Here is a 20,697-nt window from a genome sequence, read left to right as displayed (position 1 = left end):
ATTTACAGGCTTTTTTCTTTTAAAAACGAACATCATATTCCTAAACAGGCTTGCTCACTATGCGGCTATTTGTTTAAGGCAGGAGTTGGTTTAAGCATTGAGAGAGAAGGTGAACTTTTATATGCATTTCCTAGTGAGATTGTATAAAAGCAAAAAGAGAGGAGATAAATAAGTTATACATGGAAAAGATGTGTTGTTTGCGATGTCAACTAATACCGGAGAATGGAATTATCAAGAAATGCAAGCTTGTCATTTACCTCAACCTGTAGCAACAGCGTTTAGCAAAGCTATTGACGGGATTGTAGGTGTAAAGTATGTCCCTGTTCTTTATGTGGCATCTCAGTTGGTTTCTGGTCATAACTATTGTATTGTCTGTAAAACAACAGCAACTACTAACCCCCCAATGCATGGTTGTAAAGTTGTGACCATATATGCTGATTTGGAAGGCAATGCCCATGTAACGAACATACATGATGTCATTCACTAACACCTAAGCAGTAATGTTTCGATTCAGCTTGATTGTGATAACCCTTTTTCAGATGATAGAAGTCCTCCCTTTCATAAACAGAAAAGAAAGCGTCTCAATCTGTTTATTATAAAGGGGGGCTTTTTCTAGTGAAAATACTGTGATGTTACCCGAATGGAGACATCAAAATATCCTCCAAAAGATTCGCCCTAAAATGATTAACCACAAACTTGGAGCTTCTGCAAAATCTTCATCCTAGACTTACATCTGTGAATTATCCCCCCTAGTTTCATTAAAAATCCCTCTATTTTACTTATCTATTACTGTTTATTCTTCCTTTATCTCATTCAAGATTAATTTTTTTAAATGGAAGTGATTCACCTATAAATGAAACTTACGCGTGCCGATAAATAAACTAGTTTTATATACTTATTGAATAAGAAAGAGGGAGAAGGAATGAAAAAGAGATTAATCGCACCTATGCTTCTATCCGCCGCGTCCCTAGCCTTTTTTGCCATATCCGGCTCTGCCCAATCGGCAGCGTATACGGACTACTCGATTTATGAAGTAAAGCCGTCAAAAACGTTCAGTACAGAAAGCCAAGCCTCCCAGGCTGTCGCCAAATTGAAAAAAGATACTGGCTGGAATGCTTCCTATCAATCTTCAGATACAACAACAACCTACCAAATTTCTGCTGTTGGCATACAAAGCGAAGCAGAAGCGAAAACCATACTGAGCGGACTTGCCAAACAGACAGCGATTACAGGCACCTCAAGTCCTGTCGGAAGCAAGCAGCCGTATGTCACCATTACATCAGGAGCGATTAATGGAGAAAAACAGGCGAACACTTTGCTGACAAAGCTTAAACAGGAGACAGGAGTGACTGGCACTGTAAAAGTGTTCGAAGCAGCACAACCCTATATGAACGTTACGACTTCAGAGATCGCTGACGAGACAAAAGTCAAGGCGCTTATGCAGAGCATGACTAAGCAAACGGGGATTAAAGGTTCATATCAGCCTATCACGCACACAGTCTCCGTCACAACCATTCAGTCAGGAACAATTGTAGGAAACAACAGAGCTAAGCAGATCAAAAGCGCATTCCAAAAGGAATCGGGCTTGAAGGCATCATTAAAAGAAACGGTGAAAGGACAAGCCTGCTATACGTTCACAACAGCCGCCATTTCAGGTGAAGCGAATGCCAAGAATCTATTAAATCAGCTGAAACAGAGTACAGGTATTACAGGAAGCTACAAGTCAATCAATCAAAAAACAACTGCTGAATCATACAATGCTCAATCAGCTTATTTCAAAGGGCTGAATACAGTGAAAGACGCCATCAGCCAAATCAAGAAAAATACCGGCGTATCCGGCAGTTATCAACATGTTGGCAAAAGCACATCATATATTGTGAATATGAAAGGTTTATCGAAACAACAGCTGCAAAAAGTAGATACTTTCTTTAAAAAGAAAAAATGGCGTTATACGTCATCCAGCGTCAAAAAAACGACAACGTCTGCAGCCTATCAAATAACGACAGCAAAGATTTTAGGCGAGCAGCAAGCAAATCAAGCCGCAGCCTTCTTTACTCAGAAAAAAGTCAAAGCAACGAAAAAAGCAACCGGTGCAACAGCAGAAAACCAATATCAACTCATCTCAGAAGAAACATCAGATCAAGCCAAAATCACAAAGGGCTTGAACGCATTGAAGAAAAATCAGCTCAGTGCTTCTGTAAAACCAATCAAAAAACAAACAGCTAACACGTTTAAAATTACAACTGAATCTTTGCTTGATACAGCGAAAGTCAATCAGGCACTCATGTTTTTTCAGTCGAATCATATATCAGCAACAAGCCGGAAAACCGGTCAGACCGCAGCAAGCAGCTATAAAATTGTAACTGGGGCCATCATCAGCCAAGAAGAAATTGACCGTGTGTTATCGTTTTTTAAGCAAAACAATGCCGCCGGCACAACGGCAAAAACAGGCGAAACGGCATATACACAATACAAAATTGTCACAGCTCAGCTTGCCAGCAAAACAGCATTGAACAATGGATTAACCTATCTAAAAGCACAACATGTAAGCCCAACCTACACTACGAAAAGCAATACGCTTTACAAAATCAGCGTTAATGAACAATTTACAGGCAATGATGTAGCAGCTGCCGCATCAGCAAAGCTAAAACAATTATATGGATGGACATCGTCTCTCGTGAAAATCAAAAACGGCCCGCAAATCATGAAAACAAATTACAATCTCTCACTTGGTGATATGGTCCAAAAACAAATGAAAGTAAGCCCGCAAACAGACGGGGCGGCTTACGTATCGCTTACTTATATTAATACAGCAACCTCAACGGTTACGGCTGACGTATTAAATATCCGTTCAACGCCGGGTGTCACTCCGACAAATGTGATCGGCCAATTTAAAAAAGGCGACAAGGTAAAAATCATCGGCCAGACAAATGGCTGGGCAAAAATCAATTTGGGCTGGCGAAACGCAAGCAGTGATGAAGTTGTTCAATACGTGGACCCGAATCACTTTGCCAGAGACAGCAAATCCTACTTCCAATTTCTCAAGCTGTCACAGACAGCCGGATTAAGTACTGCTGAAGTTAATCAGAAAGTGCTCTCAGGTAAAGGCATCCTGACAGGGAAAGCAAAAGCATTTATCGATGCGGCCAATCAATACGGCATCAACGAGCTGTATTTAATCTCACACGCTCTCCTTGAAACAGGAAATGGAACATCCGCTTTAGCCAATGGCTTAACCTATAACGGAAAGACCATATACAACATGTACGGAATTGGTGCCTACGACAGCAACCCGAATTATTACGGTGCTAAATATGCATACGAGCAAGGCTGGTTCACACCAGAAGCGGCCATTATCGGCGGAGCGAAATTCATAGGTTCTTCCTATATTCATAACACAGCCTACAATCAGGACACACTGTACAAAATGAGATGGTCAGCCGCAGCGACACACCAATACGCAACAGATATCGGCTGGGCGTATAAACAAGTAAACCGGATGTACAGTCTGTATTCATTGCTTGATGGTTATACGCTGTACTTTGATGTTCCGGAATATCAATAAAAAAAACACCTTTTGCAGCTGCAAAAGGTGTTTTTGATTTATCTATTAAGGACTTTATCTTCTAATGGTTCTTCTTCCTGAGGAAAGACAATTTGATCTACCACACGTTCGCTTGCTTTACCGTCAAGATCATCGAAGAAATAATGGACAAATGAATCTATTTGCTCAAAGTTATACTTCTCTTCTTTAATGATTGAAATCATTTGATCGGACGTCTTCGCAAGCGGACCAGGAATAAAGTCGAAGTAATCATAATAGAAATCACGTTTGCGAATATAATCATCTACATCATAGCTGAAGAAAATCATCGGTTTATTTAATAAAGCATATTCAAAGCAGACAGAAGAGTAATCCGTAATCAGGACATCTGTAACTAGTAATAGTTCGTTAATTTCCCTGAATGAAGAGAAATCATAAAAGAAATCACTGTACTGATAAGGGATATTGGCATCGTTTCGTACGAAGGGATGAATCTTAAATAAAAAGATATATTCATCCTTTAGCTCACGATACAGACGGTCAAAATCAAGCACTTCAAAAGGATAGTGAGCGGATTGTTGACCGTTCCCGCGGAAGGTAGGTGCAAAAAGAATGACCTTCTTGTCCTTCAGGAACGGATACTCTGTATAAAGACGTTCTTTCACAAATGCCTTCTTCGCTTCATCAAAGAAAAAGTCTGTTCGTGGTACGCCGGTAGCGATGACATTCTCTATGTCTACACCAAAGCCCTCTGCATAGTGCTTCCGTATATTTTCAGAGCTGACAATAACCTTCGTGTAGTTTCTATGGTTTTTCGAATGAGGTGACGGTCCGCCCGGCAGCCCGATTCGGCTGTAGCCGAATGTCTTAAAGGCACCGACAGCATGCCACAACTGGACAAGATCAGCATTTTTACGGATTTTTAATGGATAAATGATCGGATAAAAATCATCAATAAAAATGATCTTGCTTGTCGCAAAATGATAAGCCATAGAAATCAGCTCAGACAGGCTTTTTCTATCTCGAATACTGCTCTTTAAGAAAAATTTGAAATCAAAGTTTTCTTCACGTTTCAGCAGTTCTTCATAAACAAACTCGAAGTTTCCTGTCAAATCAAGCCGGCTGTCAGAAGCAAAGACGATTTTATTGGACTTAATAGGGAGCAGACGGAACACATCATATGCAAAATGGAACAAGCTCGTATTCAGCTTGCGCAAAAAGCGATTTGCTTCTTTTCCAGTATCCAGCTCCAAAAGGCTCGGATCAATTTCCTGCAGCTTGTTGCAAGACAAGTTAATGGTCTTTTCGCCCTCATCATAGTTAACAATCAAATTGAACTTCATCAGTTTTTTAGCCGAGTGAAATTCCATCTTTGTGGCATACACATCATTAGAGAGGAAATTGCTGACGTTTCCTACCGTATGCACTTCTTGGTGTTTTACATTTTGGTCATCCACAGCTTCAATTTCGAGAAACAGCTTATACTCGCCTTGCGGAAGCGGTTTGTCATTTATCAGCTTAGAAAAGTTAATTTGCTGTGAAAATCCTGCCCATTTATAAGTTCCGGGCACATTTGCATTGTCAATTGACAGCTGATCAACTGGTACATCCCGCAATGAAACAGCAGAGAATAACACACCGTTATGTACCAATAATAAACGTTTTCGAACCTGATCCTCTTTTTGAAGCGGTAGGCCCTTGATATACATGTATCCCGCAATTTTAAGAATTGAACCATTCCAAGAAAACTCAGAAATTTTTCTGACAGGGACTTGCTGGTTTTCTTCAATTCGTTTCGTTTTATCAAAAAGTGAAAAAACCCTGTTATCTGTCGGATGGACAATGACAGCTGCATTTTCTTTTTGCGTTTTCTTCTTTGATCTGAAAAGTCTGTTCTTAATCTTTCTTGCCAGCTTCACTTTGTACCTCACTTTCTCCTAATCGGCACCAGATGTTAAAAATGATGAAATAAAATTGGCTACCCGTTCTGAAGATTTGCCGTCTTGATGGGTAATAAACGTCTGTGAAAATGCTTCAATCTGTTTCATATCTTCTGCCCCGTGATCACTCTCGATATCGTGTACAAGTGATAGAACATTCTTCGAAATCGGCCCGGGTACAAATGATTCAAACGGATAGTAGAAATCACGTTCTTCCAAGTAGTCTTCTAAATCCGGGCAGTAAAAATACATCGGACGTTTCAGCAGGCTGTATTCGAAAATGACTGAAGAATAATCGGTTATCAGCCCATCGGAAATCGCCATCAAATCGTACAGTGAGTACGAATCGGTTAAATCCAGCACAAAATCATCCTCTTCCGTGTGTGCATGTTTACGCATATACGGATGAAGATGGAGCATCACGACATAATCTTTCTGATGTAGCGCCGATTTTAATTGTAGCAGATCAAGCGGGATAGCGTCACCCTCTTGATGATGTCCGCTGCCTCGAAAGGTAGGAGCATACAGAAGCTTTTTCTTATGCTTGAGCTCGGGATAAGCTAGATGGAACTCATCAAGCACAGTGCGAATATGTTCCTTCTGATAAAAATAATCTGTCCTTGGAATGCCGAGCGGCAATATCTGTTTTTGCTCCATTTGAAAAGCTTCGGCAAAATGCGGCACGGCAGCGGGTGCACTGACGATGGCATAATCATAGTTGGAATGCACGGGAACAATCTTCAGGTAATCAGGAGATGGGCCGAATGGCTTGTTCACAATGCTGTAGCCGAATTTTTTAAACGCGCCGCAAGCATGCCAAAGCTGGATGGTGACAGTTTCCTTTCGTTTTGGCACAACATACAAAGGAAAGTAATAATCATCCAACAAAAGCACACGGCAAGTAGCAAGGTGATATAACGAGCTGAAAAGATGAAGCATATATGCAGCTCGTCCGATCAATCCCTTATCCATCTTGCGAAAAAGCAGGGTGATGCGAAGAGACGGATCTTGCTTCAGCTTTTCATAAACACCTTTAAAATTATCACTTAAATGATCCTCACGATACGAAGCTATGACCACTTTGTCGTGCTGTACTGGTAATAAAACGCTCAATAGTTTATAAGCAGTGCTGAAGACTCCTTTTACGATTCTAGTAAGGAATATTTTCACTGTTTAAATTTCCCATTCGATGACAGTTTTTCCCCAAGATGAAGTCAAATCTGCTTCAAACGCGTTGGTAATTTCCTCAATACTGCGTACCGGGAAGCGGCCGCCCACTAATGTTTCTAAATAATCAACGACTTCAGGGTATTGAGCTAAAAAGTCCACAGTACGGGCAAAATCTTCGCGGCCGCTTCGGCTGCTGCCGATCAGCGTAATTCCTTTTTCAAGTACCATTCTTGTTTCAATTTCAACAGGGTATTCAGATACACCTAAGAGCGCCACACATGCTTCAGGATGAACCTGGGTAATGATTTGCCCAATTGCGCTTTCACTGCCGCGTCCGCCTACACATTCAAAAGCATGATCGAGTTTGACGTCCTCTGGGATATCGTTAATTTGATAAGCTGCATCTACAAAAGAGAAGTGATCAAGCTTGTAAGGCGTTTTCCCAAAGATAAACACTTTGCTGTCAGGGTACTTCTTCTTCAGAAGAAGCGTCATAATAAATCCGAGATTTCCATCTCCCCAGACACCGAATGTGTCACGCTTCTTGTGTGCCATGCGTTCAAAGCGGGAAAGCGCGTGAACAGCAATGGTAATAAGCTCAGTAAAAGCTGCGACATGCGGATTAATGCTATCCGGAAGTTCAACGAGCCGATCCGGCGCCATGAACATGTAATCCTGCATAAATCCGTCATAGCCGCTTGAACGGAATCTACTGGAACGCAGATAATTCTCCGCAATGACTTCATGCTCTTCAACCGGTGTATTCGGCACCATAACAACCCGGGTTCCGACTTTGAATGTGCCTGTCGGATCAAACATGACCTTCCCGATTCCTTCATGGATCAAAGCCATCGGCAATTTTTTATCCATCGCTTCTTTGCCGCGTGAGCCGGTATAATAGCGCTGATCGGCAGCGCAGATGGATAAATGGGTAGGCCGGATGACGACCTTATCAGAATGGACAACTTTATCTTTATATGTCACTTCAAACTGTCGGGCAGAAACTAAACGATATGTTTGATTAATCATTGTGAAATTCGCTCCTGTAAAATGGCATTAGCCACCTTTAAGTCATATGGTGTCGTTACTTTAATATTAAAAACTTCACCGCGGACCAGCTTCACTTTTTCACCTGCTAACGAACAGATCTTGCAAGCATCGGTTAAGACAGCTTTTTGTTCATCGGACAGTTTATTATAAAGCTCAACCAATGTGCTAATCCGAAAGCTTTGCGGTGTTTGCCCCTGATACATGTTATCGCGGACAGGAATGTCAGAAATAAATTCCTGGTCTTCTGAGGCAATAATCGTATCAATGGCTGAGATAACAGTATCGACCGCGCCGTATTGAAGAACCGCATCAATGTTTTCCTCGATAATGCGATGAGTCAGAAATGGACGCACAGAATCATGAGTAATGATCACGTCATCATCATGGATGCCAAATTCTTTTTCAATATAGCGGATGCCGCTCATGATAGATTCATTCCGGTCGCTTCCGCCTTCAACAACAATCAGGCGGTCATTTTGCCCGATGAACTTCTTTAAAATGTCTTTTGTATGGTTAATCCACTCTTTAGGTGAAACGATTAAAACCTTATCGAACCGGTCATTTAATAAAAACTTTTCAACCGTATGAATGATAATAGGGCGTTTATTTAACGGTAAAAACTGTTTCGGCATGTTGACGTTCCCCATACGGGAACCTTTTCCACCGGCTAGAATCTCAGCATAAATCATAAAATGACTCCTTCCTTACTACAACTCATAATGTTTTATAAAAGGTTTTCATATTATTTGCAATACCGGTCTTTATTATATATAAAGATCAGCTTGATTTTTCATTTATATAGCTTAAAAGCTGCTTACTGGCATTCCCTCTCGAGTACAAATTCCACTCATGTGAAAAACGCTCCACTTCAGATTGAAGCTTGTCCATATCTTTCAGCTGATTCAGGAGCGCTCCTGAATCACAGCAAGGCACCCCTGGGATCACCTCAGCATAATTCTGAATCAAACCGCGGGTTTTATCGTAAGCTTCCATATCATACGTATAAAACAAAATAGGTTTGTCCAGCAGCGCAAATTCAAATGGAACAGAAGAATAGTCTGATATTAACAGATCGCTCACTTTTAAAAGGTCTGCAAGAGGGAGGTCTGATACATCTTTTATCCACGCACTGCCCTCAGGTAATTCAGCAGATTGCTTCATAACAGGATGCAGTTTTACTGCAAGTAAATACTCACCTTTTAAATCATGTTGCAAGTGTTTTTCTGAAAATGGCAGCGAAAAGCTTTCGAACTGGTTGTCCCTAAAGGTCGGCGCATATAAAATGATTTTTTTCTCCTCCGGCAGATGATATTTGCTTTTAAGGTCATGAGTGTTATCCATCGTCTCATAGTAAGCATCGGTTAAAGGCACACCGAACCGAAGAAATGGCTCACCTTTTATGTCGAAAAACTCCTTGAAAATATCAGCCATATGTTCAGAGCCGACAACAATCCGATCAAATGAGGCATATACTTTGCGAAAACGTCTTATGTCGGACCGTGAACGATTCAGTGTGTTGATATCCTTCAACCCAAATCGCTTAAATGCTCCATTCGCATGCCAAACTTGAATACACTCGGTACCAGGCCTGCTGGTCAGAACGGTTGTCAAAACAAAATAGTTATCAACAATCACAGTTTTGCTGCTCAGCATAGAAAAGACCGCTTTACATATATGAAGCGGATGTTTTTCGTTAATAACTGAAACAGTAAGCTCTGGAAATTCTTTTTCCAGCGACTTGGCGTGCTGAGTAAGCAGCACATGAATGGGAAATGAAAAGCGTCCCTTCTGGTATTCCTTTAATATTGCACGGGCATTATCAGGAAAGGAAACCAGAAGCGTCACTTGATTGCCTGGCTTGACCCAAAACAGCAATATGCCAATGACTTTGACAAACACATTATAAAAAAGCGCAATCCAGGATTTCATTCTGTCATCAGCCCAAAACAGCTGTCAGAGATCGTCCGCATGGTCAGCGGGAAATTCATGCATTTCATTACATACCATAGCTCCTTTAAGGCCGATTACAGATGGCGTGATTGATCTTTGACCTGTTCTGTATATTGCGGCTTTGCTGCAGCTCTTTCTTGTTTCAGCACAGCTGTAACATACTTAGGAATGCTGAGCATTCTTCTCCAGCGCGTAGGATTGGTGATCAGCCTGTACATCCATTCGAGATGTAAACGGATAAAAAATGACGGCGCTCTTTTCACATTGCCGCTGAACACATCAAAGCTTCCGCCCAGCCCCACAGCAACAGCCTGAGGGAATAAATGCCGATATTGATGGATAAAGAACTCCTGATTAGGATAACCTAACGCGACAAATACCATATCAGGATTTGAGGCCGCAATCTTGTCCGCCACCTCGTGCTGATCCTTCACATAGCCGTCAGAGTATCCGGCAATTTCAATCCCTGGATACTCACGTTCGACGCGCTCAATTGTCTGTGAAATGACATGCTTAGCAGCACCGTAAAAGAAAACCCGTTTTTTCTTTTGATGAGCTTTTTCTAATAGAGATGTAAACAAATCGTAACCGGCTATTCTGGATTGAAGCGGCTTACCAATTAATTTGGAAACCATCACAACCCCGATGCCGTCCGGCAAAATAAAATCAGCAGACGAAAGAACCGTTTCATAACGGGGATTCTGCATCGCTTCAAAACCGATTTCAGGATTCGCTGTTACGATGAACGCACCTCTATTTTGGTCCAAGTATGACGTTTCTAAATGTGATACAAATGAAGTTAGTTCACCGTCTACAAAATCTAATTGATTAATGGGTTTTGTTTGCATCGTAACCAACCCTCCTTTTCATCTATATGTCTATAAAAAACAAGTGCCATTCGTATAGTTTGAATAAAGTCTCTTTGTCTGAAAACATCTTACTCTATCTTACCACAAAAATCTTTAGGAACTTTTAACATTCACATTACAATTCCTTCGCATTTTGACGATGAATGAATATGAGGAGGGCGTACAGAATAAATGACGCAGCAGAAAAGAAAATCGTTTCACTTAAAAGGGAGACAAAAGAATCAATTTTTTCTGTATGAAAAACTTGATGTGATGTTTACGGATGGGTCATAAGACCTGTTTGTGTTGTATATCAATCCGACAGTGATACCAGAAAATTCTTGTGATTGACATTTTTAAAGAGCCTTAACTTTTATAGGAACTTATGCTATTATTGTTCATTATTAATGATACGTAAAAAATATGTCGAAATTATAAACGATTAGGTTTTTGTTTTTTTTTCTAGATACCCTCAGTTGAGAACGCTTGGAAGGTGATGTTATCTAATGAAGAAAGTGATAACGTACGGAACATTTGATTTATTTCACTACGGACATATGAAGCTTTTGGAAAGAGCAAAAAATCTGGGTGATTATTTAATCGTAGGTCTGTCTACAGATGAATTCAATCTTCAAAAACAAAAAAAATCGCATCATTCTTATGAACATCGAAAATTCATTTTAGAAACAATCGATTTTGTGAATGAAGTGATTCCTGAAAAAAGCTGGGAACAAAAAATCTCAGATATTCAAAAACACAACATCGATACATTTGTCATCGGTGATGATTGGGAAGGGAAGTTTGACTTCTTAAAGGAATATTGTGAGGTCATATACCTTCCAAGAACAGAAGGTATTTCAACTACCCAAATCAAAAAAGACATGGCTAGTTTATAGAAGTACTAATTAAAAGAGGCTTGAAGTAATTCAGTTGCTTCTTTTTTTCTTGTTTGCACAAATATAAATTTTTCACTCTTTAAGGAGTTCATAATGAAATCTTTTATTTTTAAAAAATGCAGGGGTTTATTAATCAGGGGCTATTCAGTTCTTTTTAAGATTTTTGCTCTTCTGCCAAGAAACAACAAATTGATTTTGTTTGAAAGCTATTCTGGAAAGCAATTTAGCTGCAACCCCCGCGCAATCTACGAATATCTGCAGGAAAATAGAGATCAATATGATTATAAATTGATTTGGAGTATTGATAAACGGTATTTATCAGCATTAGACGGTGTTGAAGCGGCATATATAAAAAGGTTTTCTCTTAAGTGGATTTGGTACATGGCAACAGCAAAATATTGGATTACAAACAGCCGGCTTCCTCTATGGATTCCGAAACCTAAAAACACATTGTATGTACAAACATGGCATGGAACTCCGTTAAAAAAACTTGCCAATGATATGGACGAAGTACACATGCCTGGAACCACCACTGAGAAGTATAAACAGAATTTTTTACAGGAAGTAAGCAAATGGGATTATTTAATTTCTCCTAATGCCTATTCCACAGAAATTTTTAAACGAGCGTTTCAATTTAACAAACAAATTTTAGAGACTGGTTATCCGAGAAATGACATACTATATTCTTCAAATAAAGAATCATTAATCAAAAAGGTAAAACAAGAGCTAGGAATTGGCGAAGATAAAAAAATAATTTTATATGCACCAACTTGGAGAGATAACGAATTTAAGAAAGTTGGACAGTATAAATTTAAACTGCAATTTGATTTAGAAGAAATGAAGAGGGAGCTAGGAGACTCAGTAGTCATTCTTCTAAGAATGCATTATTTAGTATCAGAAAAATTCAATTTAGCGAATTATAAAGAATTTGTTAAAGATGTTTCTTTATATAAAGATATTCGAGATCTATATTTAATTAGTGACTTATTAATTACAGATTATTCATCTGTTTTTTTTGACTATATGAATTTAAAAAAACCTGTGGTGTTTTTTGTATATGATCTCCCGGCTTATCGAGACTCTATAAGAGGATTTTATTTTAATTTCCAAGAGAGAACGCCCGGGAACTTGGTTCAAACCAGTGAAGAACTTATAAAGACAGCAAAAGAGTTGTTGTATAATCCTCATATAGATCATAACTATGAGAAATTTTATAATGAATTTTGCCATTTAGAAGATGGCAAGGCTTCTAAAAGAGTAATTGAAACAATTCTCTAACTTCTAAATAAAGAGGTACTAACATGTTTTCTATAATAATGCCAATATATAATTCTGAGAATTATTTAAGAGGTTCAATTGAGAGTGTCATTAACCAATCAATTGGGTTTAAGGAAAATATAGAACTTATATTAATAGACGATGGCAGTTATGACAATAGCCCTCAAATTTGTGAATCCTTTAAAAACCTATTTCCTAATAATATTAAATTCTTAAAAATGGAGAATTCCGGTCCCTCCGCTGCAAGAAATTATGGATTATTAAATGTAAGTGAAAAATCTAAATATATTGGTTTTCTAGATTCTGACGATGCATTCTCCAAGAATGCGCTCAGTAGTATTTATGGATTTTTTTGTGATTTCGGAGATGTAAATATTGCTGTGTTGCCTGTTTATTACACAGGTGAAAAAAAAGGGGAACATAAATTAAATAATAGGTTTGAAAAAGGAACTAGAGTTATAAATATCATCAATGAATATAAAGCTATTCATTTTTATATTGGTGGTACTTTTTATAGAAGACATACAATAAATAATACCACTCTGTTTAATGAATCAATAAAATTTTGGGAAGACGCTATCTTTTTTAATCAGTTATTGCTGAAAGAGAAAAGTTATGGAGCAGTTGCTGAAGGAAAGTATTTTTATAGAAAACGAAAAGAACAAAACTCATTAGTTGATTGTTCATGGTTTGATAAAAAAAGGTACACGTATTTGCTGAATGTATGTTATATGACTTTGTTGATGGATTCAATAAAAATGTATGATAGAGCTCTGCCTTATTTCCAATTTTTAATTATATATCATATGAAATTATTTTTATATCCTAATTATAGAGATATTTATAACTCTGTTTTAAATCATCAAGAACAAAAAGATTTTATAGATGATTTTATTAAAATTCTAAAGTTTATTGACCCACAATATATAAAAGAACAAGATATGCCTATGTATTATAAAGAATTTATGTTTCATTTATTAGGAGTAAATACAGATGCTCTTGAAGCTATAAAAAAAGAAAAAGTACTACAAAGTACATGTACTGTTACTTCAACAAAAATAAAAGGGCTTAAACTTGAATTAACAGGGCACTTTATTAATCAGTACTATGAGATGCAAGAGAATGACGAGGTCTATATAAAATATTTTAATAGATTAAAAAAATGCAAACGTAAAGAATTGAGAAAAACAATTGAAGTATGGGGATATAAATTAAGAGATTTTAGATATGCTGGCTTTGTTGTTGAGATACCAATTTGGGCCTTTTCTTTTGGCTTTGTCGTAAAAACAACCGATGATACTTTAGAACTTAACAAAGTAAATATTTTTAAAAGTTTACACACGAAGTTTTTGAAAAAATAGTGAGGAATGCTTTTAATTCATTTTACTAGAGTAATGATGTTTTTTTAAAAAATTAGCATTCTGTATTTTAACGGCTTTATGTCTTTTATTTACCCCGATCTTTATTCATATAAACATTTTGTTAGGAGTAATCTTTTATGAACGTAAAGAGTTTTAATTATGATTTCAGTGTTATAATGCCAATTTATAATGTTGAATTATATCTAACCGAGGCTATAGAAAGCGTCGTTAAACAGACTATAGGTTTTGAAAACATTCAGTTAATACTTGTCGATGACGATAGTCCTGATAAAAGTGAAGTCATTTGTAAAGAATATGCTCAAAAATATCCAAATAATATTGTATACGTCAAGAAACAGAATGGCGGAGTGAGTAGTGCCCGAAATTATGGATTGAATTATGCTGAAGGTCGGTATATTCAATTTTTAGATCCAGATGACTTTATTTCAAAAGAAACTTTTGAAAATGTTTTAAGCTTCTTTAACCAACATGGGAATGAGATTGATATTGTAGCAATTCCCATTTTCTTTGAAGAAGGAAGAACCGGGGAACATAATCTAAATAATAAGTTTTCTCGCACAAGAATATTAGATGTAGGAAAAGAACCACATCATATATTAACTCATTGCTGTTCTACATTTATAAAAAAAGAAGTCTTGAAAAATATTTGGTTTGACGAAAACTGTAAAATAGGTGAAGATGCCAAACTAGTCAATTTAATTATATCTCAAAAGAAAAAATATGGTCTGGTTAAAGAGGCAAAATACCACTATAGAGTTAGAGAAAATGGATCTTCTGCGATGCAAACTGCTAAAGCAAACAAGAATTGGTTTAACCATTCTCTTTACACTTTTTCCAAGAATTTAATCGAGTCCACAAAGAATCATGAACGGAAAATACCTTTATTTCTTCAATATATGTTGATGCATGATTTGAAATGGAAATTAATGATTAAGGATATTAGTGAAACACCTTTAGATGAAAATGAATACCGTGAATTTTTAAGGTTGATTCGAGAAGTATTGTCATATATTGAGAATGATGTCATTATTGCAACAAAAAGTGTAAGCCATTTCTATCTATACCATGCCTTGAAATTAAAACACGGAGAAAGTTATAGTAGGTATGTATACGAAAGAGAAACTGAACAAGATTATTTTTTATACAGAGAAGGTAAAATTGTTTCCAAATTATCAAACCAAACTCTAACTATTGAGATTTTAGAGGAAAACAAGGATTCTATTCTTATAGAAGGCTTTTGGAGTGCTCTCTTTGATTCTAAAGGGTTTAATTTTTATGCTAAGATTGGGGAAACAAAGATAAAAGCAAAGAATATAAATAGACGGCATAATGATTATATTAGTTTAGGAGAAGTAATAAAAAAGTATCCTGGTTTTTCTGTAGAAATTCCCAAAAAATATCTTGCAAACAATCAGCATATTGAATTTTTCATAACTAAAGGTAAAAAAAGAAAAATGGCAAAGCTTCGTTTCTTTAAACATTCAGGTTTGTCAAATAATTTAGTCAACTCTTATGCGGCTAAAAAAGATTATATCTTTTATTATAATTATAAAAAACTAATCTTTGAAGAAAATAATGTTAAAAATAGACTTATAAAAGAGTTTCGTTTCTTAAAATCTCTAAATAAGTTAAGAGGTAAATCAAAGAGACGAAAATCAGCTATTAAAAAGGCTATGCTTGCTAGGATGGCACACCATGTTTTTACTATTTTCAACAGAAAACCAGTGTGGTTATTCATAGACAGACAGGATAAAGCCGATGATAATGCTGAGCACCTTTTTAAATATGCCATCAGTAAAAATGATGGGGTAAAAAAATACTTTATAATAAAAAAGGATAGCAAAGATTACAACAGAATCAAAAAATACGGAAATGTTATACCATACAGGTCTCTTAGGCATAAAATTCTGACCTTATCATCTTCCAAGGTAATATCGACACATGCAGATTTATGGGTTGTAAATCCATTTTTCAATATGGAAGTTTATTTTAGAGATTTATTTAATTTTCAGTTTGTCTTTTTACAACATGGAATAACAATGGCTGATCATTCCGAATGGTTAAATAAATACAGTAAAAATATCAAATTACTAGTCACTTCAGCAAAACCTGAATATCGGTCTATTGTGAAAGGGAATTATAATTATAAAAAAGAAAATATTTTTTTGGGTGGATTTCCGAGATACGATAATCTTAAGAAGAGTGAAGGAGAAAAGCAGCTTCTAATAATGCCTACTTGGAGAAAAGATATAGTATTACCGAAAGATCAGGCAAAAGGAGTAAGACCGTACAACCCGACATTTAAAGATAGTGAATACTTTGCTAGATATAATGACTTGATTAATGATGAGCGACTGATCAATTTTGCTAAAGATAATAATTATAAGATAACCTTTTTCCCGCATCCAGACATACAACAACAGATTACAGATTTTAAAAAACATGAGTATGTAAAGTTTGCGGATTATAATAGCAGCTATCAAATGTTATTTAATTCTTCTAATATAATGATTACTGATTTTTCATCGGTTGCATTTGATTTTGCATACGAGAAAAAGCCTGTAATCTATTACCAATACGAAAAGTCATACCATTTTAAACTTGATTACTATGATTATAAGAAAATGGGCTTTGGCGATGTAATAGAAGATCATAATAGCCTGGTTGATAAAGTTATTTATTATATGAAAAATAATAGTCGTATGGAAGATAAGTATAGAAAAAGAGTGGATAACTTTTTTGCATATACTGATAAAAATAATAGGGAACGTATTTATAATGCTATTGTGCAATTAGAAAATAGTAAAGTAGCTAAATGAGCTTGGGTTTGATCTGAAATGACACTTTTAAATTACGGGAGAAGTTCTGCGGAACTTCTCCCTGCTATTTAAAAGTGAAAAAAACCTCAACATCTGTTACAATATTCACCGGTGCTTTCAAATTCTTTAACCGAAAGATCCAAAAAATCATTTAAGTCTAAGGAAGATAAACAATGAATGCATTAGTAAGAATCGTAAAAGAGCAAGTGACATCGTTTCCTTTAATTTTGCGCTTGGCTTCGTATGAGACAAAGTCTCAGTACCAGATGAATTATCTTGGAGTATTATGGCAGTTTTTAAATCCCCTCATTCAAATGCTGGCGTACTGGTTTGTATTTGGTATGGGAATTCGTAACAGTAAGCCGGTCATAACGGGCGTCGGAGAGGTACCTTTTATTGTTTGGATGCTTGCTGGGTTGATTCCGTGGTTTTTTATTAGCCCGACGATTCTCGATGGATCAAACAGTGTATTTAAGCGGATCAATATGGTCGCGAAAATGAATTTTCCGATCAGTTCGCTGCCTTCTGTCGTGATTGCTTCAAATTTATTTAGTTATTTTGTAATGATGGGCATTTATGTCATTGTCCTTTTGGCAAGCGGCGTTTACCCTAGCTTGCATTGGATACAATATATTTACTATTTAATCTGCATGATTGTATTTATGTTTTCATTTAGTTTGTTTAACTCTACAATCAGCGTGCTTGTCAGAGATTATCAATTTTTGCTGCAGGCCGTCACCAGATTATTGTTCTTTTTACTTCCGATTTTTTGGAATATCTCTGAACAGCTTGGGAAAAACCATCCGAATCTTCTGCCTGTGCTTAAGCTGAATCCGATTTTTTATCTGATAGAAGGATTCCGAAACAGCTTTTTAGACGGAAAGTGGTTCTTCCAAGACATGAAATACACGCTGTATTTCTGGCTGTTCACGTTCCTATTATTGTTAGTAGGTTCTATCCTGCATATGAAATTCAGAGACAAGTTTGTTGACTTTCTTTAATACGTAAGGAGATTGTACGATGAAACTAAAAGTTTCGTTTCGAAATGTTTCAAAGCAGTATCATTTGTATAAAAAACAATCGGACAAGATTAAAGGATTGTTTTTTCCGGCCAAGGATAATGGTTTTTTTGCTGTGCGGAATGTCTCCTTTGACGTGTATGAAGGAGAAACAATTGGCTTTGTAGGGATAAACGGGTCAGGGAAATCGACCATGTCAAACCTGCTGGCTAAAATTATTCCACCGACCAGCGGTGAAATCGAAATGAACGGCCAGCCGTCGCTGATTGCGATTGCGGCCGGTTTAAATAATCAATTAACGGGCCGGGATAATGTCCGGCTCAAGTGTTTGATGATGGGCTTAACAAATAAAGAAATTGATCATATGTATGACAGCATCGTGGAATTTGCCGAGATTGGCGATTTTATTAATCAGCCGGTTAAAAACTATTCCAGCGGTATGAAATCGCGTCTCGGTTTCGCGATTTCCGTGCATATTGACCCTGATATTTTAATTATTGACGAAGCGCTTTCTGTAGGGGACCAAACGTTTTATCAGAAGTGTGTTGACAGAATAAATGAGTTTAAAAAACAAGGGAAAACAATTTTCTTTGTCAGCCACTCCATCGGACAGATTGAAAAAATGTGTGACCGCGTTGCTTGGATGCACTATGGTGAGCTTCGCATGTTTGATGAAACAAAAACCGTTGTCAAAGAGTACAAAGCGTTTATTGACTGGTTTAATAAACTCTCGAAAACAGAAAAAGAAACATATAAAAAAGAGCAGACGGAGGAGCGGAAGAAAGATAGTCCTGAAGCGTTTGCCCGTTTTCGTAAAAAAAAGAAAAAGCCCAAATCACTGGCTAATGCCGTTCAAATTGCTATTTTGTCCATTCTGACGGTCTTTACTGCGGGAACGATGTTCTTTAATGCCCCTCTTCGTACAATTGCTTCGTTTGGGGCTATTCCGCAAAATGAAGTGAAGAATCATCATGGCAATGTAAAAGGTGAGTCAGAGGAACGCTTAACCGCAGTCAATAAGCAAGGGTTTATTACAGCTGAAAAACCGTCTGTTTATAAGGATCAAGATTTGAAAAAGAAGGCGGATGTTACACTGCGATTTGGCACAGAAGTGACGGTAGCTGCAAAAGGCAAAAAAACAGCGAAAATAAAGCTTGACGGACAAGCTTATTTTGTGAAAAAGAGCGCTGTTACAACAAACATGAAACATGCTGAATTGCGAGCAGCTGCCTTTACGCCTTATGTAACGCAAAATGCAGCAACTTCCTATGAATACTTCCTGAAATTTTTGGGAGACAGCAGCGGCAGCATTCAATCGAAATTGAATGGATATAGTGAAGAGGATACAGCTGACGGAAGAAAGACGTTGGATTTTGATTATGAAAAAATCAGCTATGTGCTGGAGAACGGTAAAGCATCAGAGCTTATCTTTCATAACATTGCCCCCGTTACACCGGCGTCATTGTCTTTAAGTGACAGGGATGTACTGTATGACAGCAGCAAGGACCGTTTTCTTGTGAATACAGCTGACCTGGCCTTTGCAGTTGATAATGATAAGCATACGCTGACCTTGATGTCGAAATAAGAAAAGGCTATTGGATGGATGTCCAATAGCCTTTTTGTTTAGAGTTCTTCTTTGTTTAGCAGAGCTTCCATAAATGGAGTGAGCTGCTCGCGAAGCTCTTTATCCTGCATCGCAAACTCGAGAGTTGTTGTGATAAAGCCAAGCTTTTCACCAACATCATAGCGCTTACCTTCAAAATCGTAAGCAAACACTCTTTGAATTTCATTTAACTTTTGAATAGCATCCGTCAGCTGAATTTCTCCGCCTGCGCCGACTTGCTGCTCTTCTAAGTACATGAAGATCTCAGGTGTGAATACGTAACGGCCTAAGATGGCAAGATTAGAAGGTGCAGTGCCCTTAGAAGGCTTCTCGACGAAGTTTTTCACCTGGTAACGGCGGCCCTCACTTGTCAGCGGGTCAATAATGCCGTAACGGTGTGTTTCATCTTCAGGCACCTGCTGAACACCGATAATAGAAGAAAGTGTTTTGTCGTATTCATCCATTAATTGACGCAATCCTGGTGTTTCTGCCTGAACAATATCGTCTCCAAGCAGAACCGCGAATGGCTCATCACCGATAAAGTTACGCGCGCACCAGACAGCGTGTCCGAGCCCTTTAGGCTCTTTTTGGCGAATATAGTGGATATCAGCCAGGTTAGAAGCCTTTTTCACTTTTTCAAGAAGTTCGGTTTTTCCTTTTTCTTCTAAGTTTCTTTCAAGCTCAGGAGAGTAATCAAAATGATCTTCAATCGCCCGCTTGCTTTTACCTGTTACAATAATAATATCTTCAATACCGGCTTCAACAGCTTCTTCAATTATGTATTGAATGGTTGGCTTGTCAACGATAGGAAGCATTTCTTTCGGCATTGCTTTCGTAGCCGGCAAAAATCTCGTTCCGAGACCTGCGGCAGGGATTATGGCTTTACGTACTTTTTTCAATGTCAAAGCACCTTCCTTGTATTATGCTTTATATTCAGCGCAGTGATTACACATAGCTGATATAATAAAATAGACTTATCTTTCTTTACCCAACTTCATCTATTCTAAACACGTTAATCATATAAGAAAATCCAATTTTAAACAAGAGTTAGTCTATTATCTAAGGCAGTTAACTTAAAGTAACCTTAAAATTGTTGAAAACAAAAAAATGATATTGAGCAAATCATATGCTAAGTTTAAAATAGAACAAATAGGGTATACATATTTTAGAGGGGTTACCTATTTCATTTTGAATATCA

General features: G+C 37.4%; 15 protein-coding genes. 8 read left to right on the top strand and 7 right to left on the bottom strand.

Annotated features, from left to right (window positions below; all coding sequences use genetic code 11):
* Nucleotides 1–193 precede the first annotated feature (193 nt).
* Nucleotides 194–487, top strand: coding sequence for a hypothetical protein (locus tag AAGG74_RS12120; RefSeq protein WP_429675626.1), 294 nt, complete (start codon nucleotides 194–196; stop codon nucleotides 485–487).
* A 435-nt stretch (nucleotides 488–922) separates the two neighbouring features.
* Nucleotides 923–3,565 carry an N-acetylglucosaminidase gene (locus tag AAGG74_RS12115; protein WP_429675625.1) on the top strand — a complete coding sequence of 881 codons (2,643 nt, stop codon included), beginning with the start codon at nucleotides 923–925 and terminating at the stop codon, nucleotides 3,563–3,565.
* Between the two features lie 38 nt (nucleotides 3,566–3,603).
* Here AAGG74_RS12115 and AAGG74_RS12110 read toward each other — a convergent pair whose 3' ends face one another.
* From AAGG74_RS12110 to AAGG74_RS12085, 6 genes are all read right to left on the bottom strand, one after another.
* On the bottom strand, nucleotides 3,604–5,463 hold the full coding sequence (locus AAGG74_RS12110; protein WP_162103995.1) for a CDP-glycerol glycerophosphotransferase family protein: 1,860 nt from the start codon (nucleotides 5,461–5,463) through the stop codon (nucleotides 3,604–3,606).
* Between the two features lie 18 nt (nucleotides 5,464–5,481).
* Complete coding sequence (locus tag AAGG74_RS12105; protein WP_429675624.1) at nucleotides 5,482–6,654, bottom strand: CDP-glycerol glycerophosphotransferase family protein; 1,173 nt, start codon at nucleotides 6,652–6,654, stop codon at nucleotides 5,482–5,484.
* A gap of 3 nt (nucleotides 6,655–6,657) precedes the next feature.
* The gene (locus tag AAGG74_RS12100; protein WP_162103940.1) at nucleotides 6,658–7,683 is read right to left on the bottom strand and encodes a ribitol-5-phosphate dehydrogenase; all 1,026 of its coding nucleotides are present in this window, start codon (nucleotides 7,681–7,683) and stop codon (nucleotides 6,658–6,660) included.
* Nucleotides 7,680–8,393 carry an IspD/TarI family cytidylyltransferase gene (locus AAGG74_RS12095; protein WP_162103941.1) on the bottom strand — a complete coding sequence of 238 codons (714 nt, stop codon included), beginning with the start codon at nucleotides 8,391–8,393 and terminating at the stop codon, nucleotides 7,680–7,682. Before AAGG74_RS12095 ends, AAGG74_RS12100 begins: the two co-directional genes overlap by 4 nt.
* An 88-nt stretch (nucleotides 8,394–8,481) precedes the next feature.
* Nucleotides 8,482–9,633, bottom strand: a complete 1,152-nt coding sequence (locus AAGG74_RS12090) for a CDP-glycerol glycerophosphotransferase family protein (protein ID WP_429675622.1) — start codon at nucleotides 9,631–9,633, stop codon at nucleotides 8,482–8,484.
* A 95-nt stretch (nucleotides 9,634–9,728) separates the two neighbouring features.
* Nucleotides 9,729–10,502, bottom strand: a complete 774-nt coding sequence (locus AAGG74_RS12085; protein WP_429675620.1) for a WecB/TagA/CpsF family glycosyltransferase — start codon at nucleotides 10,500–10,502, stop codon at nucleotides 9,729–9,731.
* A 506-nt stretch (nucleotides 10,503–11,008) separates the two neighbouring features.
* Here AAGG74_RS12085 and tagD point away from each other — a divergent pair.
* The 6 genes from tagD to tagH all read left to right on the top strand — a co-directional run bounded on the left by tagD (nucleotide 11,009) and on the right by tagH (nucleotide 19,481).
* On the top strand, nucleotides 11,009–11,398 hold the full coding sequence (gene tagD, locus AAGG74_RS12080) for a glycerol-3-phosphate cytidylyltransferase (protein ID WP_162103944.1): 390 nt from the start codon (nucleotides 11,009–11,011) through the stop codon (nucleotides 11,396–11,398).
* Nucleotides 11,399–11,491: 93 nt separating this feature from the next.
* Nucleotides 11,492–12,676 carry a CDP-glycerol glycerophosphotransferase family protein gene (locus AAGG74_RS12075; RefSeq protein WP_162103945.1) on the top strand — a complete coding sequence of 395 codons (1,185 nt, stop codon included), beginning with the start codon at nucleotides 11,492–11,494 and terminating at the stop codon, nucleotides 12,674–12,676.
* A gap of 23 nt (nucleotides 12,677–12,699) precedes the next feature.
* Nucleotides 12,700–14,037 carry a glycosyltransferase family 2 protein gene (locus tag AAGG74_RS12070; protein WP_429675619.1) on the top strand — a complete coding sequence of 446 codons (1,338 nt, stop codon included), beginning with the start codon at nucleotides 12,700–12,702 and terminating at the stop codon, nucleotides 14,035–14,037.
* A 137-nt stretch (nucleotides 14,038–14,174) separates the two neighbouring features.
* Nucleotides 14,175–16,877: a poly(glucosyl N-acetylgalactosamine 1-phosphate) glucosyltransferase gene (gene ggaB / locus AAGG74_RS12065; RefSeq protein WP_429675617.1), complete on the top strand. Its 2,703-nt coding sequence runs from the start codon at nucleotides 14,175–14,177 to the stop codon at nucleotides 16,875–16,877.
* A gap of 173 nt (nucleotides 16,878–17,050) precedes the next feature.
* Nucleotides 17,051–17,878, top strand: coding sequence for a teichoic acids export ABC transporter permease subunit TagG (gene tagG / locus AAGG74_RS12060; RefSeq protein WP_087987252.1), 828 nt, complete (start codon nucleotides 17,051–17,053; stop codon nucleotides 17,876–17,878).
* Between the two features lie 19 nt (nucleotides 17,879–17,897).
* Complete coding sequence (gene tagH, locus AAGG74_RS12055; RefSeq protein WP_429675616.1) at nucleotides 17,898–19,481, top strand: teichoic acids export ABC transporter ATP-binding subunit TagH; 1,584 nt, start codon at nucleotides 17,898–17,900, stop codon at nucleotides 19,479–19,481.
* A 38-nt stretch (nucleotides 19,482–19,519) separates the two neighbouring features.
* On the opposite strand, the gene galU is transcribed toward tagH, so the two are convergent.
* Nucleotides 19,520–20,398 carry a UTP--glucose-1-phosphate uridylyltransferase GalU gene (gene galU, locus AAGG74_RS12050; protein WP_162103949.1) on the bottom strand — a complete coding sequence of 293 codons (879 nt, stop codon included), beginning with the start codon at nucleotides 20,396–20,398 and terminating at the stop codon, nucleotides 19,520–19,522.
* Between the last annotated feature and the right edge of the window lie 299 nt (nucleotides 20,399–20,697).

The organism is Bacillus mexicanus (assembly GCF_050445615.1).
GTDB lineage: Bacteria > Bacillota > Bacilli > Bacillales > Bacillaceae > Bacillus > Bacillus mexicanus.
Note: the sequence above shows the minus strand (reverse complement) of the source record. Positions and strands in the feature narration are given on the sequence as shown.